We start from the raw sequence: 13,993 nt of genomic DNA on the forward strand, positions 1-13,993 counted from the left end.
CGTGGCTGCCGCCGCGTCCTATGGCGGGTCGCCGACCTTCAAGTCGCTGATCTGGCGGATCGTGTTCCTGCACATCGTCGCGGTCGCGGTGGTCGCGATCTTCCTGCCGCTGGTGCTGTTTTGGCTGCTCAACTCCGAGATCGACCAGCTGCACCGCGATGCCATGCGCGCCCAGGCCGAAGTGCTGGCCGAGCGCATCGTCGCGGCGCCGGACGGCCTGTTGACGTTCAATCTGCCAGACAGCCTGCGGGGGCTCTACTCGGAGGCCTATGGCCGGTATTTGTACGATATCCGCGATGCCGACGGCCGTTTGCTGTTCTCGTCCCGCCGCAAGACGGGCGCGGCGGTCCAGGCGCCGCCGCTGTCCGAGACGATCTCCGGCGCCGGCGTCACCCGGATCATCGACGGCAAGGTGATACGCGTTCGCGTTGCCGAGGACCTCGCGCACCGCGATGTCATCATCGACGACATCGTCTCGAACTTCTTCCGGCGGGTGGGCTGGATCACCATTCCCATCCTGCTGATCCTGCTCGCCACCGACATCATCATCTTCCGCCGCGCCATCGCGCCGCTGTGGAAGGCGTCCGAGGAGGCCAGCAATATCGGCCCGGCGCGGACCGATATCCGTCTGCCGACCGAGCAGATCCCGCGCGAGATCATGCCGCTCGTCACCGCGATCAACCAGGCGCTCGACCGCCTCGAGGACGGCTTCCGGGTGCAGCGGCAGTTCACCGCCGATGCCGCGCACCAATTGCGCACGCCGCTCGCGATCCTGCGCACGCGGATCGAGACGCTGGGCGACGCGGCAGCGAGGCAGGCGCTGCATGCCGATATCGAGGCCATGAGCCGAATCGTGGTCCAGCTGCTGGAGATCGCCGAGCTCGACACGCTGGTGATCGATCCCGGCGAGACCGCGGACTTGCGTGCCGTCTGCGCCGAAGTGGTCGGCTCGATCGCGCCGTTTGCGATCGCGCAGCACAAGGATATCGCGCTGAAGGGCACCGACGCGCCCGTGATGATCCACGGCAACGCCGTGATGCTCCAGCGCGCGATCTTCAACCTCGCCGAAAACGCGATCAAGTTCACCGCAAAGGATACGTCCGTCGATGTCGAGGTCGGCGACGACGGTGTGGTGCGGGTGCGCGATTGCGGCCCGGGGATCGCGGAGGCCGAGCGCGAGCTGATCTTCCAGCGCTTCTGGCGCGCCGACCGCCAACGCAGCGACGGCGCGGGCCTCGGGCTGTCGATCGTGCGCGGCGTGGCGGATGACCACGCCGCGACGGTGGCGGTGGAGAACCTTCCCGGTGGCGGCGCCGAGTTCACGCTGCGGTTCAGGCTGGCGGACACGATTTGTGCTGCCGTCTAAGTCTAAAGTCGTAGGATTGAAATGGTGGCTAGGCCCGCCATTTCGTCTGCCGCCCCCTGATCCGGATGGAAATTGACGACGCAATGTTCCATGCTGCGAGCAAGCCTCGGCAAGAAGGCTCACAACCACAGTCCATCAGGGTAGGAAATCATGAAGAGAAGAGACTTCATCAAAGTCACTGGACTTGGCGCGGCGGGAGCCGCGGCACTCGCCGCTCCCGCGATCGCTCAGTCGCTTCCCGAGATCAAATGGCGCATGCCGACGAGCTGGCCGAAATCGCTCGACACGCTCTACGGCGGCGCCGAGATGATGGCCAAGATGGTCGCGGAAGCCACCGACAACAAATTCCAGATCCAGACCTTCGCAGGCGGTGAAATCGTCCCCGGCCTGCAAGTGCTCGATGCGGTGCAGAATGGCACCTGCGAGATCGGTCATACCGCGTCGTATTACTATTTCGGCAAGGACCCGACCTTCACCTTCGGCTCGGCCGTGCCGTTCGGACCGAACATGCGCATCAACCAGGCCTGGTACATGCTGGGCGGCGGCAGGGACGTCCTCAACGAGTTCTACAAGAAGTACAACGTCACCTCGCTGCTCGCCGGCAATACCGGCTGCCAGATGGGCGGCTGGTTCCGCAAGGAGGTGAAGACGCCTCAGGACTTCAACGGTCTCAAATTCCGTGTCGGCGGCTTTGCCGGCCGGGTGCTTCAGAAGCTCGGCGCGGTGCCGCAGCAGATCGCCGGCGGCGACATCTATCCCGCGCTGGAAAAGGGCACCATCGACGCCGCCGAATGGGTCGGTCCCTATGACGACGAGAAGCTCGGCTTCTACAAGGTCGCGCCGCACTATTATTTCCCGGGGTGGTGGGAAGGCGGACCCATGCTTCTCGCCTTCGTCAATCTCGACAAGTGGAACGCGCTGCCGAAATACTACCAGAGCGTTCTGGAGCAGGCCGGGCACTATGCCAACAACTGGATGATGGCAAAGTACGACCAGGCCAATCCTCAGGCCCTGCGCAGATTGCTTGCCGGTGGCGCAAAGCTGCATCCGTTCTCGCCGGAGATCATGCAGGCCTGCTTCAAGGCGGCGAAGGAGCTGCACACCGAAGTTTCGTCCACCAATGCCGACTTCAAGAAGGTGTACGAATCGCTGACGGCCTTCTCGAACAACGGCTATCAGTGGTTCCAGGTCGCCGAAATCGGCTACGACAACTTCATGGCGCGCAACTCGCAGAGCTGAGCGGTTTTTCTTCAAACAGAAGCCCCAAACAAAAAACCCGGAGCGCGAGCTCCGGGTTCTTTTTGTCGCCGGGTTGATGCGGGCGCTATTGCTTCGGCTGGCCGAAGTCGAGCGGCGGCAGATCGATCTGCGGAATCTCGATCTTGATGCTGTTGGGATCGACGGTGGACTGCACGCCCTTGTAGTGCATCACCATCGACGGGAACGTGATCACGAGCACGACCATGATGACCTGGATGACCACGAACGGCACCGCACCCCAATAGATCTGTCCCGTCGTGACCGGCTCCATGCGTTTGCCGGTAACGCGGTCGGTATAGCGCTCCTTCGGCGCCACCGAGCGCAAATAGAACAGCGCAAACCCGAACGGCGGGTGCATGAACGAGGTCTGCATGTTGACGCCGAGGATGACGCCGAACCAGATCAGGTCGATACCGAGATGCTCGGCCGCCGGCCCGAGCAGCGGGATCACGATGAAGGCGAGCTCGAAGAAGTCGAGGAAGAACGCCAGCACGAACACGAAGGCGTTGACGAAGAGCAGGAAGCCGATCTGGCCGCCGGGCAGGGAGGTCAGCAGGTGCTCGACCCAGACATGGCCGCTGACGCCGTAGAAGGTCAGCGAGAACACGCGTGCGCCAACCAGGATGAAAACGACGAAGGCCGAGAGCTTTGCCGTCGATTCGGTGGCCTGGCGGATCAGGTCCCAGGTCAGCCGCCGCTTCGCCGCGCCGAGAAGGAGGGCGCCGGCCGCGCCCATCGCGCCGCCCTCGGTCGGCGTCGCGATGCCGATGAAGATCGTGCCCAGCACCAGGAAGATCAGGAACAGCGGTGGCACCATGACGAAAGTGGTCTGCTGCGCCATCTTCGAGAGGAAACGGAAGCCCGTCAGCTTGTCGATGATCCAGTTCGCGACGGCGACGAAGAACGCGAAGAGAATGCCGAAGAACATGCTGAGCACGACGAAGTCGGCGCCGTGGATTTCCGAATTCCGCATCATGACCCAGCCGAAGACACAGCTCGCCAGGAACAGGACGCCGAGCGAGGTCAGGCCCCGGCTGCCGCTCTCTTCGCGGAAGCCGATGGCTTCCTTCGGCAGGCCCGGAGCAGCTTTCGGGAAGATCAGGGTCACGAGGAACGCGTAACCTGCATAAAGGGCTGCGAGCACGAGGCCCGGAATGAACGCGCCCTCGTACATGTCGCCGACCGACTTGCCGAGCTGATCGGCCATCACGATCAGGACCAGCGAGGGTGGAATGATCTGCGCAAGCGTGCCGGAGGCGGCGATGACACCGCTCGCGACGCGGCGGTCATAGCCGTAGCGCAGCATGATCGGCAGCGAGATCAGGCCCATCGAGATCACCGATGCCGCGACCACGCCGGTGGTCGCCGCAAGCAGCGCGCCGACGAAGATCACGGCATAGGCGAGGCCACCGCGGACGGTGCCGAACAGCTGGCCGATGGTGTCGAGCAGATCCTCGGCCATGCCGGAGCGCTCGAGCACCAGCCCCATGAAGGTGAAGAAGGGAATGGCGAGCAGCGTGTCGTTGTTCATGACCCCGTAGACGCGCTCCGGCAGGGCCTGGAGAAAGTCCGGATGAAATTGGCCGAGCTGGACGCCGATGATGGCGAAGAACAGGCCGACGGCACCGAGCGAGAATGCCGCCGGATAACCGAGCAGCAGCGCGACCACCAGCGTCGCAAACATGATGGGCGCCATATTGGCGATGATGAACGCGGTCATTGCTTCCCTCTAAAGCGTCGCCAACGGCTATTTCTTTTCGATCGCTTCGACGAGGTGCTCGACCTCGGCCTCCAGCGCGGACACCTGCGATTCATGAGGGTCCGGAATCATTCCGCGCATGATCGCAATTCGCTTGATCAGCTCGGAGATGGCTTGAACGAGCAGGAGGGCGAAGCCGATCATGATCAGGGATTTTGCGGGCCATTGCGGCAGGCCGCCGGCGTTGCCGGACTGCTCGTTGATCTGCATCGAGCGCAGGAAGAACGGAACTCCGGTGACGATCATGACGATGGTCAGCGGAATGAGGAAGAACACGTGACCGATCACGTCGATGATGTTGCGCACCCGCTTCGGCAGCGCATTGTTCACGATGTCAATCCGGATGTGTTCGTTGTCGAGCAGCGTCCAGGACGAGCACAGCAGGAACACGATGCTGAAAAGCACCCATTGCAGCTCGAGCCACGAGTTGGAGGACGTGTCGAAGGTCTTGCGGATGATCGCATTCATCGCCGAGATGACGACGGCAACAAGGATCAGCCACGCCAGACGCTTGCCCGTCCAACGCGTGAACGCGTCGATTCCACGGCTCAGCTTTAGGAGCGCTTGCAACGATAGGTCCTCCCCCGATTGTGCCCCGGCCGTCTTGTCTGCGCCGACTCGGGCGCATTGGCTTGTCTCGCCGCGCAGGCATGAGGCAGCCGCACCAAACCAGCGAGCGTGCCGCCAGTCAATCGGAAGTTTGTTGATAGTTAAGGGGAATAAGCCCGCACCGGGGCCCGGCGATCCTAGCCGCCGGTGACGCTCATGTGCCTGGAGACGCTGGGACGGTCGTGGCGACGGTCGATGATGAAATCGTGGCCCTTGGGCTTCAGCCCGATGGCGCGGTCGATCGCATCCGCAAGCAGCATGTCGTTATCAGATGCACGCAGAGGTTTGCGCAAATCGGAGGCATCCTCGTGGCCGAGGCAGGTGTGCAGCGTGCCCGTGCAGGTGATGCGCACCCGGTTGCAGGATTCGCAGAAATTATGGGTCATCGGCGTGATGAAGCCGAGCTTGCCGCCGGTCTCGGCGACGCTGACATAGCGTGCCGGGCCGCCGGTGCTCTCGGCCAGATCCGTCAACGTGAATTGCTGGGCGAGGCGCGCGCGCACCAGCGACAGCGGCAGGTACTGGTCGATGCGGCCCGAGCCAATCTCGCCCATCGGCATGACCTCGATCAGCGTCAGGCCCATGCCCTTGCCGTGGGCCCAGCGCATCAACTCGGGAAGCTCGTCCTCGTTGAGGGTCTTGAGCGCAACCGCGTTGATCTTCACCGCAAGCCCTGCGGCGCGCGCGGCTTCGATGCCTTCCAGCACCTTGTCGATCTCGCCCCAGCGGGTGATCTCACGAAACTTCTTGGGATCGAGCGTGTCGAGCGAGACGTTGATGCGGCGGACGCCGCAATCGGCGAGTTCACGGGCATGTTTCGCCAGCTGGGTGCCGTTGGTGGTCAGCGTCAGCTCGTTCAGCGCGCCGCTCGTCAGATGCCGCGACAGCGAACGCACCAGCGTCATCACGTTGCGGCGCACCAGCGGCTCGCCGCCGGTCAGCCGCAGCTTCTTCACGCCCTTGGCGATGAATGCCGAGCAGAGCCGGTCGAGCTCCTCCAGCGTCAACAGGTCGGCCTTGGGCAGGAACGTCATGTCTTCCGACATGCAGTAGAAGCAGCGCAAATCGCAGCGATCGGTGACGGAGACGCGCAAATACGAGATGGTCCGGCCGAACGGATCGGTCATCGCGCTCGACAGCGCCGCGCGGGGGCCTGCGGAAGGTCCGTTCATACCAAAAGCCTTGCCAAATAAGCCTTGCCAGATGCCGTGCCACTTGCGGTGACGAGCGCACCTTTGCTTCAGCGGTGCCTTGGAAGCAATCTAAGCATCAGACGCGGCCAGGACAATCGGGTGGTCGACCTAAGTCAGCGCTTCCCCGCATTCGGATTGGGGAACGGCGAACCTGCGGCGGGCGCGGCCTCGGCCGGCACCACTGCGACGAACCGCCACGCCCCCGCCCGACCTTAGGGGCGTCGTTCCAGGCGGGCAACCGGCGGGCGGCGCATAGTTAATAAATGGTCAACGCAAGGTTCCGTGAACTAACGCAGCCATGTCAATGGCTTACTCGGCGCTCATCCGTCATCAGGCTGTGGACTGCGGCGGGCAGATCGCGCATGTGATGGACCAGCCGGTCCGGCTTCAGCTCGGCGATCGGCACGTCCGTATAGCCGAAGCTGACCCCGATCACGGGCACCCCGGCGCGGCGGGCCACCCCGACGTCGGTTCCGGCGTCGCCGACCATGATGCTGGCTTTGACCTCTCCGCCGGCGCGCGCCACGGTCTCGCGAAAAATGGTCGGATCCGGCTTCTGGACCCCAAAAGTATCGGCGCCACAGATCGCGGCGAAACGCCTGCTGAGGTCGAGCTGGTCCAGCAGCCGTTTCGACAGCCATTCCAGCTTGTTGGTGCAGACCGCGAGGCGATGGCCTTGGGCCGCAAACTGGTCGAGCGCGGCCTCGAGCCCCTCGAAAGGGCGGGATTCGACCGCGATATGGTCGGCATAATAGGCGATGAAATCCGCCGTCATCCGGTTCATGTCTGCCGGAGTGACGGTCCGGCCCTCGGCCTCCAGCCCCCGCTCGATCAGCTTGCGGGCGCCGGCGCCGATCATGTTGCGGGCCGAGGCCATCGGCACGGGCGGCAACCCTTCGCGGTCGAGCACGTAATTCAGCGCGGTGATCAGGTCGGGCGCCGTATCCACAAGCGTGCCGTCGAGATCGAAGACGAGGGTGTGAGGGGAGGTCATGTCGCAAGCGCTACCGGCCCGGCCGTATCGGCGCAAGGGGAGGCGCCATAAGATCAGCTTATAGGCCTGTTCCGGCAGGAAAAACGAGGCTACACAGGCCGCCGCAAGCGGCTATACCGGCGGCACAGTCGTCATTCAGGGGCAGGCGCATCGTGAACATGGACCAGTTGAAGCGGCAGGCTGCGGCGCGGGCCCTCGAAGAGGTGCGTGACGGCATGCAGCTCGGGCTCGGCACCGGCTCGACCGCAAAACATTTCGTCGAGCTGCTCGGCGAACGCGTCGCCGCCGGGCTCAAGGTGATCGGCGTGCCGACCTCCGAGGCGACGCGCGCGGACGCGACGCGCTGCGGTGTGCCGCTGACCACGCTCGACGAGATCGAGCATCTCGACATCACCATCGATGGCGCCGACGAGATCGATCCCGAGCTCAATCTGATCAAGGGCGGTGGCGGCGCGCTGCTGCGCGAGAAGATCGTGGCGGCGGCATCGGATCGCATGATCGTGATTGCCGACGACACCAAATGGGTGCCGACGCTCGGCAAGTTTCCGTTGCCGGTCGAGGTGATCCCGTTCGGGCTCGGCGCGACGCGCCGCGCGATCGAGAAGGCATTTGCCGAATGCAGCGTTTCCGGGCAAATGGCGGTCCGCAAGGCCAAGGACGGCCACGTTTTCGTCACCGATGGCGGCCACTGGATCGTCGATGCCCAACTCGGACGTATTGTGGATCCGTCCGGCCTCGCCGAGGCGTTGAGCGCGATCCCCGGCGTGGTCGAGCATGGGTTGTTTATCGGCTTGGCCAGCTCGGCCGTTCTGGCGGGCGGCGAGGGAATTCGCGTGATTGAACGGCGCAAGCCGAAAGGAGACTAGGAATGAAGACCGTTTTGAAATTGTTGCCGGCCGCGACTCTCGCTGCGGGATTGGCTCTCTCGGCCGTCTCGGCGCTCGCGCAGCAGCCGGCGCCGGTCCCCAAGGCTGCCGCAGCACCGGCCCAGCCGAAGGCGACGCCGGCAGCGGTCGCGGCGGCCAAGGAGATTCTGCAGATCAAAAACGCGACGGCGATGTATCAAGGTGCCGTGCCCGGCCTGGTCGAGAAGACCAAGATCGCGCTGATCCAGCAGAACCTCAATTACCAGAAGGATCTCAACGAGGTCGCCGGGGTCGTTGCCCAGCAGCTCAACGGGCGCCAGAACGAGATCGGCGATGGCATGGCGCAAATCTATGCCAGCGAGTTCACCGAGCAGGAGCTGAAGGACCTCGTCACCTTCTACAGGTCGCCGCTGGGCAAGAAGCTGATCGACGCCGAGCCTCGCGCCATTGGCCTCAGCATGGCCTTCATGAACTCCTGGGCCCAGAACTTCTCCGAAACCGTGATGGGTGCCTTCCGCGCCGAGATGCGCAAGCGTGGCAAGGAAATCTGACAGTACCTATCTGATCGGAATCCGGATCACGCTCTAGGAGAGGTCGGAGTGGACAATGGCTGAATTCGACGTCGACCTCTTTGTCATTGGTGGCGGTTCGGGCGGCGTGCGCGCCGCCCGCATCGCGGCCGGCTACGGCGCCCGCGTCATGATCGCCGAAGAGTACCGCATGGGCGGCACCTGCGTGATCCGCGGCTGCGTGCCGAAGAAGCTGTTCGTGATCGGCTCGCATGTCCGTCACGAGCTCGAGGACGCCGCCGGCTTCGGCTGGACCGTTCCGCCCGCCAGCTTCGACTGGCCGACGCTGATCGCCAACAAGGACAAGGAGATCGCGCGGCTGGAGGCGGCCTACACCGCGAATGTCGAGAAATCAGGCGCGCAGATCGTCAAGAGCCGCGCGGTGATCGAGGACAAGCACACCGTCCGACTGCTCGAGAACGACAGGACGATTACGGCGAAGTACATCCTGATCGCCACCGGCGGCGCGCCCAACCACGGCGCCATGATTCCCGGCATCGAGCACGTGATCTCCTCCAACGAAGCGTTCCACCTGAAGGCGCTGCCGAAGCGGATCGTGATCCAGGGCGGCGGCTACATCGCGCTGGAGTTCGCCGGCATCTTTGCCGGCTTCGGCTCCGACGTCACCGTGATCTATCGCGGCGACAATATCTTGCGCGGTTTTGACGAGGATGTCCGCACGCACGTCCGCGCCGAGATGGAGAAGCAGGGCATCACCATCCTCACCGGCTGCACGGTGGCCAAGGTCGATCGTCACGGCGAGGAGTTCAGCACGCATCTGTCGAACGGCTCGAGCGTCGCCTCCGACCAGGTGATGTTCGCCATCGGCCGCCATCCGGCTGTCGCCAATCTCGGCCTGGAGAAGGCCGGCGTTGCCATCAACCCGAACAATGGTGGCATCGCGGTGGACCATTTCTCGAAGAGCTCGGTCGACAGCATCTATGCGATCGGCGACGTCACGCATCGCTTCAACCTGACGCCGGTGGCCATCCGCGAGGGGCATGCCTTCGCCGACACGGTGTTCGGCAAGCGCGAGGTGCAGGTCGACCACGCCAACATCCCGACCGCCGTGTTCTCGCAGCCGGAGGTGGGCACCGTCGGCCTCACCGAGATCGAGGCGCGTGCGCAATTCAGCCATGTCGACATCTACAAGACGACGTTCCGCCCGATCAAGGCGACGATGTCGGGCCGCGACACCCGCGTGCTGATGAAGCTCGTCGTCGATGGTGCGACCGATCGCGTGCTTGGCTGCCACATCGTCGGCGATGCTGCCGCCGAGATTACCCAGGCGGTCGCGATCGCGGTGAAGATGAAGGCGACCAAGGCCGACTTCGACTCCACGATCGCGCTGCATCCGACTGCGGCCGAAGAGCTCGTCACCATGCGCACGCCGACGGCGCGCCACGTGCGTCAGGCCGCGGAGTAGCGCCTAGCCGTACAGATATCCGACCGGCTTGCCTTCGGTGCGCAGGGGACGAACGTCCCTCTGCGTGATGATCTGACCGGCGAGACCGTCGATCTCGTCGCGCTGTGTCGGCGACCAGCTGCAAAGCTCGTTCATGCGCTTGAGAAGGCCGAGCCGCAGGACCTGGGTGTTTTCGCCGACGCCAATGAGGCTGATCGCGTTCTTGCCCGCCGTCACGACATCGCCAGATGCCAGTTCAAAGGTCTCGCCGGTCTTCTTCTTGAATTCGGCCGTGCCGCGGATGACGCGATAGATCACGACCTCGCCCTTGGCAAAACAGGTCGCGTCCGCGGCGATCGACGTGCTCTTCGGCAGCAGCGACTGGCCGCGCGGGTCGGTTGCGATGATGTGGCCGGTGACGAGATGGCCGCTCGGGACCTCGATGCCGATGTCGCGGACATAGACCGGCAAGGATGATTTGACCGGACTGTCGGCGAGCGGCTTGAACAGCGCGTCCAGCGCCAAGGGGTCCTGAAGCCAGAAGCCTGCGTCCGCAGGGCGATCATGCAGAGGGTGGCTCCATGCCACCCGTGGCGTCTCGTCTTCGTTGATCTGATCCGGTCCGACAATGGTCGGGTTTGGAAATGTCGTCGGATCGGTGATGAAGGCTTCGAGGAATTTGCCGGAATAGCCCATCGAGATCGGATCCGGCGCCACCGTCTGTGGCGTCTTCAAATTCTCTTCGGTCGACAATCCGGACCAGGTGTAGAACAGCTGGCGGTGCACGATCGCGCTTTGCAGCATCACTGCGCCGGGGCCGACATTGTAGAAGCGCCCGTCGTAGTCGAAGGTGAAGGCGCCCGAGGTGACCAGCACGAGCTGAAAGCCGCCCGGCGGCAGATGAAGATGGAAATCGGTGGGACCGGTGTCGGGGAGATAGATCGGCAGATTGGTCGCGACTTCGTGCAGGAGGAAGGTCTCGTTGTTGACGTGAAAGCCTTCGTTCGCGCGGTTGTAGAGGGCTTGCGGCCGGTAGGTCGCCTCATACTTCGCATTCCGGTCGCGATCGATGGCGACAAAATCCTGATCGTTGAGGCGAAGGGGCGCGCCGTTGGGGCGGGTCAGGCCAGCGTATTTGAGATCGCCCGCAGCATGCACGTTCATGGCATTCTCCGATCTGACGCCTTTATCCCGGAGCTGGGCGCACGCAACTTGCTGCTCCTTTTCGTCCAGGGCAGGGAATCAGGCCTGATGCTGTCTTGCGAATTTTGGGCCAGTCGGCGGGCAGCGCGGCGCCTGGGCTCTCGGGCCTCGCGCCGCGCGAGAAAAGCCGAGCCTACACGCGAGGTTAGACAGTCCGCTCACGGGCCGGCCTAGCCCCGTTCGCAAGACCGGTTGGTTTGGTGCGGCGAGGTATCTTGTCTAATTTGTCGGCAGGTCCTGCAAAGGGCATGCAATCGAGAGGTCGCGCGGATGGGCAGGCGCCGGTGGCCCGCGCGTCTGAGGCCGCTCATTCGAACGATGGACGGGCGATCCGCTCGGGCTTGCCGGACGGGCTGTCGGCCCACTTCGCCATGTCCAATGCGCGCGCATCGATGCCTTCGCACCAGAGGCAGCTCGGCTCTGCGCGATCTTTGGTCGTCAGCATCGGGACAAGAGCATGGCCGCAGCCGGTGCAGGAGGTGATGCGATTCATGCGGTTCTCCACGATCATTAAATGCGAGGGCGGCAGTTTCGCCGCCGAAGCTTGCGCCAGCGCTATGACGGCGCTTGAGCACTACGCCCCACAGGCGCGCTCGTTCCCGAGATCGTAGATGTAGCAATCCAACGTGACACGGCTGCGATGTCGTCGCCGTTTTCACGGTAGGCGCGAAGCTGGAACTCGGCCGAGCTGCCACGCTCCACGATCGTGCGGCAGTGCTCAACCTCGGCGGCGCAATTCAGTGCGGCCGCGTCCTCGGCGATCTCGCCGATCACCCGCGAGAGCAGCTCGGAGATCGTGACCGGGCCATCCTTCGAGGCAAAGATGCAATCGGTGCCGTAGCGCTGGGCCCGCCATTTGTTCTCGACCGCGATCGCGCGTTCGACCACCGTGACGTTCCTCGACAGATGAGGCCGCTGATGGAAGTGCCGTGTCAGGCAGCGGTAGAGCGAGGCGATTGCGACGGCGTCGTCGACGAAGGTGCAGGTGTCGGGCGCGCGGAGCTCCAGCGTCGGATGCTTCAGGGACGGGCGCATCGCCCACCAGATGTGGCTTTCATCGGGGATCACGCCGGAGCGTTGCAGCGCGCCGAGATATTCGTCGTAGTCCTGCCTGCTCTCGAACAATTCGGGCAGGCCGGTGCGCGGCAGCTCGGAATAGGCGGCCAGCCGGTAGCCCTTCAGTCCCGTCTTGTGCGAATTCCAGAACGGGGAGGAGGCTGACAGCGCGATCAGCAGCGGCAGATGCGGCAGCATCGCCCGCATCACCGCCATTCGCTTCTCGGGATCGGGCAGTTGCACGTGCACATGCATGCCGCACATCATGTTGCGGTGGCCGATGCTGCGCAGATCCTCGATCATCTCTTCGTAGCGCGGCTTCGGGCTCGGCTGCGACATGCGCCAGACCGCGGTCGGGTGGGTGCCGCAGGCCATGATGGTAAAGCCATATTGCGCGGCGACGTTGGCAACCTCGCGGCGCAGGAAGCGCAGCTCCTCGCGCGCATCCGTGACGTCGATGTGAACGTTGGTTGCGACCTCGAGCTGAGCTTGCAGCATCTCCCGCATGGCCTGCCCGCCGGTGGACCAGTTCGCGGATTCGAACAGTGCGTTGGGCGTTTCGATCGCAACCTCGAAGGTTCGGCGATCGGCCAGAAAATATTCTTCTTCGATGCCGAAGGAATACTCGGCCGCCCTACCGCGTCCGCCGGCAGAGCGAATGACGAGGTGCTGCTTGTCGCCTGAGGAATCGAGGCGCAGCAGTTTCAAAACGTCTGAAGCAACGCTCATTGGGCCACCCGGCAGTGCGTATTACCTGCGGGCAATAATCCGCCTGAGAGGGGCGGGTTCCGCCTCGTCGCTACCGGAAATCGCAAGGTCGAAGGGAACAATCTTGACGCTATCGGATGCGCGCGCGATCAGGGCGTGGTTCGGCGGCACCTCAATCCAGTCCGTTTCCTTGTCGAACGGCTCGGACACGACGACGATCTCGCCGCCGGCTTCGCGATAATAGAGCGTGTTGGCGGCGTCGTTGACCGCAACGCGGAAGGCATAGAGATCACGGCCATTCGCGATTGCGCTGGTGAAGCGCAGTCGCTCGCGGAGCCCGCCTTCGTTGACGAGGCCGACGAGCGATTGCAGCACGGCGCGCGTTGCGCCAAGCGGATCGCCCTCGAGGCCGGCGCCCATCATGGCGAGGAACACGGCTTCGGAATCGGTCGTCCCCAGCCGCGAGGGATAATAAGCATCGGGGATCAGCGCCTCGACCTTGCGGCGCAGCCGATTCCAGCTCCCGACAAAGCCGTTGTGCATGAACATCCATTGGCCGCAGGCGAAGGGATGACAATTCTGCCGCGTCACGGCCGTGCCGGTGGCCGCGCGGACATGGGCGAAGAACAGATGCGAGCGCAGATGTCGGCAGAGGTAGCGCAGGTTCTCATCTGACCAGGCCGGGCGCGTCTCTCGATAGAGGCCGGGCTCCGGATGCTCGCCATACCAGCCGAGCCCGAAGCCGTCGCCGTTCGAACCTGCCGTGGATTGAAGCGAGCGGATGCTTTGCGCGATCAGCGAATGCTCGGGCTCAGTGACGTAGGGTTCGAACGAGGTGGTCTCGCCCCGGTATGCGATCCAGCGGCACATGCGGGTTCCTGTCAGGCAAAGGATGCGTGCTGAGATGCATCAACACACCTGATGGGACGGTGGTTCCCAACGCAGACGCGCAGTGACTTGCGTTAAATCCCGGGCCCTGTAGAACGAGCCCGGGTGCTCGCTGCA

13 protein-coding genes are annotated in these 13,993 nt (G+C 63.9%); 5 read left to right on the forward strand and 8 right to left on the reverse strand.

The features are described 5' to 3' along the window. Position 1: 1 nt before the first annotated feature. Both QSV46_RS01910 and QSV46_RS01915 read left to right on the forward strand, forming a co-directional pair. Complete coding sequence (locus tag QSV46_RS01910; protein WP_314945463.1) at positions 2-1,366, forward strand: sensor histidine kinase; 1,365 nt, start codon at positions 2-4, stop codon at positions 1,364-1,366. Between the two features lie 150 nt (positions 1,367-1,516). Then, positions 1,517-2,605, forward strand: coding sequence for a TRAP transporter substrate-binding protein (locus tag QSV46_RS01915; RefSeq protein ID WP_314945465.1), 1,089 nt, complete (start codon positions 1,517-1,519; stop codon positions 2,603-2,605). Positions 2,606-2,690: 85 nt separating this feature from the next. On the opposite strand, the gene QSV46_RS01920 is transcribed toward QSV46_RS01915, so the two are convergent. The 4 genes from QSV46_RS01920 to QSV46_RS01935 all read right to left on the reverse strand — a co-directional run bounded on the left by QSV46_RS01920 (position 2,691) and on the right by QSV46_RS01935 (position 7,181). Further along, positions 2,691-4,346, reverse strand: a complete 1,656-nt coding sequence (locus QSV46_RS01920) for a TRAP transporter large permease subunit (RefSeq protein WP_314945467.1) — start codon at positions 4,344-4,346, stop codon at positions 2,691-2,693. A gap of 27 nt (positions 4,347-4,373) precedes the next feature. After that, entirely contained in the window at positions 4,374-4,955 is a 582-nt protein-coding gene (locus QSV46_RS01925) for a TRAP transporter small permease subunit (protein WP_314945469.1), read from the reverse strand. Positions 4,956-5,131: 176 nt separating this feature from the next. Continuing rightward, a complete protein-coding gene (gene moaA, locus QSV46_RS01930) occupies positions 5,132-6,166 on the reverse strand; it encodes a GTP 3',8-cyclase MoaA (RefSeq protein WP_314945471.1) in 1,035 nt (344 codons plus the stop codon). Between the two features lie 322 nt (positions 6,167-6,488). Beyond that, positions 6,489-7,181 (reverse strand): HAD family hydrolase, encoded by a 693-nt coding sequence (locus QSV46_RS01935; protein WP_314945473.1) that lies wholly within the window; start codon positions 7,179-7,181, stop codon positions 6,489-6,491. A gap of 152 nt (positions 7,182-7,333) precedes the next feature. On the opposite strand from QSV46_RS01935, the gene rpiA reads away from it, so the two are divergent. The 3 genes from rpiA to gor are packed head-to-tail and all read left to right on the forward strand — an operon-like array spanning position 7,334 to position 10,042. Further along, complete coding sequence (gene rpiA / locus QSV46_RS01940; RefSeq protein WP_314945476.1) at positions 7,334-8,047, forward strand: ribose-5-phosphate isomerase RpiA; 714 nt, start codon at positions 7,334-7,336, stop codon at positions 8,045-8,047. A gap of 2 nt (positions 8,048-8,049) precedes the next feature. After that, entirely contained in the window at positions 8,050-8,598 is a 549-nt protein-coding gene (locus tag QSV46_RS01945) for a DUF2059 domain-containing protein (protein ID WP_314945479.1), read from the forward strand. A 55-nt stretch (positions 8,599-8,653) separates the two neighbouring features. Beyond that, positions 8,654-10,042, forward strand: a complete 1,389-nt coding sequence (gene gor, locus QSV46_RS01950; RefSeq protein ID WP_314945482.1) for a glutathione-disulfide reductase — start codon at positions 8,654-8,656, stop codon at positions 10,040-10,042. 3 nt (positions 10,043-10,045) lie between these two features. Here the strand turns inward: gor and QSV46_RS01955 are convergent, their stop codons facing one another. The 4 genes from QSV46_RS01955 to QSV46_RS01970 form a co-directional block, all read right to left on the reverse strand. Next, positions 10,046-11,185 (reverse strand): hypothetical protein, encoded by a 1,140-nt coding sequence (locus tag QSV46_RS01955; protein ID WP_314945484.1) that lies wholly within the window; start codon positions 11,183-11,185, stop codon positions 10,046-10,048. Between the two features lie 346 nt (positions 11,186-11,531). Beyond that, positions 11,532-11,717 carry a hypothetical protein gene (locus tag QSV46_RS01960; RefSeq protein ID WP_314945485.1) on the reverse strand — a complete coding sequence of 62 codons (186 nt, stop codon included), beginning with the start codon at positions 11,715-11,717 and terminating at the stop codon, positions 11,532-11,534. Between the two features lie 62 nt (positions 11,718-11,779). Continuing rightward, on the reverse strand, positions 11,780-13,009 hold the full coding sequence (locus tag QSV46_RS01965; RefSeq protein ID WP_314945486.1) for a carboxylate-amine ligase: 1,230 nt from the start codon (positions 13,007-13,009) through the stop codon (positions 11,780-11,782). Between the two features lie 21 nt (positions 13,010-13,030). Next, positions 13,031-13,858 (reverse strand): class II glutamine amidotransferase, encoded by an 828-nt coding sequence (locus tag QSV46_RS01970; RefSeq protein ID WP_314945489.1) that lies wholly within the window; start codon positions 13,856-13,858, stop codon positions 13,031-13,033. Positions 13,859-13,993: the final 135 nt, after the last annotated feature.

Origin of the sequence: Bradyrhizobium cosmicum (assembly GCF_032290525.1) — a bacterium.
In the GTDB taxonomy this organism is placed as follows: Bacteria; Pseudomonadota; Alphaproteobacteria; order Rhizobiales; family Xanthobacteraceae; genus Bradyrhizobium; species Bradyrhizobium cosmicum_A.

Bases quoted from the DNA above. Each gene is read 5' to 3' on its own strand.
- QSV46_RS01915 (WP_314945465.1), top strand. From the start codon at position 1,517: ATGAAGAGAAGAGACTTCATCAAAGTCACTGGACTTGGCGCGGCGGGA.
- QSV46_RS01920 (WP_314945467.1), bottom strand. From the start codon at position 4,346: ATGACCGCGTTCATCATCGCCAATATGGCGCCCATCATGTTTGCGACG.
- moaA (WP_314945471.1), bottom strand. From the start codon at position 6,166: ATGAACGGACCTTCCGCAGGCCCCCGCGCGGCGCTGTCGAGCGCGATG.
- QSV46_RS01935 (WP_314945473.1), bottom strand. From the start codon at position 7,181: ATGACCTCCCCTCACACCCTCGTCTTCGATCTCGACGGCACGCTTGTG.
- QSV46_RS01945 (WP_314945479.1), top strand. From the start codon at position 8,050: ATGAAGACCGTTTTGAAATTGTTGCCGGCCGCGACTCTCGCTGCGGGA.
- gor (WP_314945482.1), top strand. From the start codon at position 8,654: ATGGCTGAATTCGACGTCGACCTCTTTGTCATTGGTGGCGGTTCGGGC.
- QSV46_RS01955 (WP_314945484.1), bottom strand. From the start codon at position 11,185: ATGAACGTGCATGCTGCGGGCGATCTCAAATACGCTGGCCTGACCCGC.
- QSV46_RS01960 (WP_314945485.1), bottom strand. From the start codon at position 11,717: ATGAATCGCATCACCTCCTGCACCGGCTGCGGCCATGCTCTTGTCCCG.
- QSV46_RS01965 (WP_314945486.1), bottom strand. From the start codon at position 13,009: ATGAGCGTTGCTTCAGACGTTTTGAAACTGCTGCGCCTCGATTCCTCA.
- QSV46_RS01970 (WP_314945489.1), bottom strand. From the start codon at position 13,858: ATGTGCCGCTGGATCGCATACCGGGGCGAGACCACCTCGTTCGAACCC.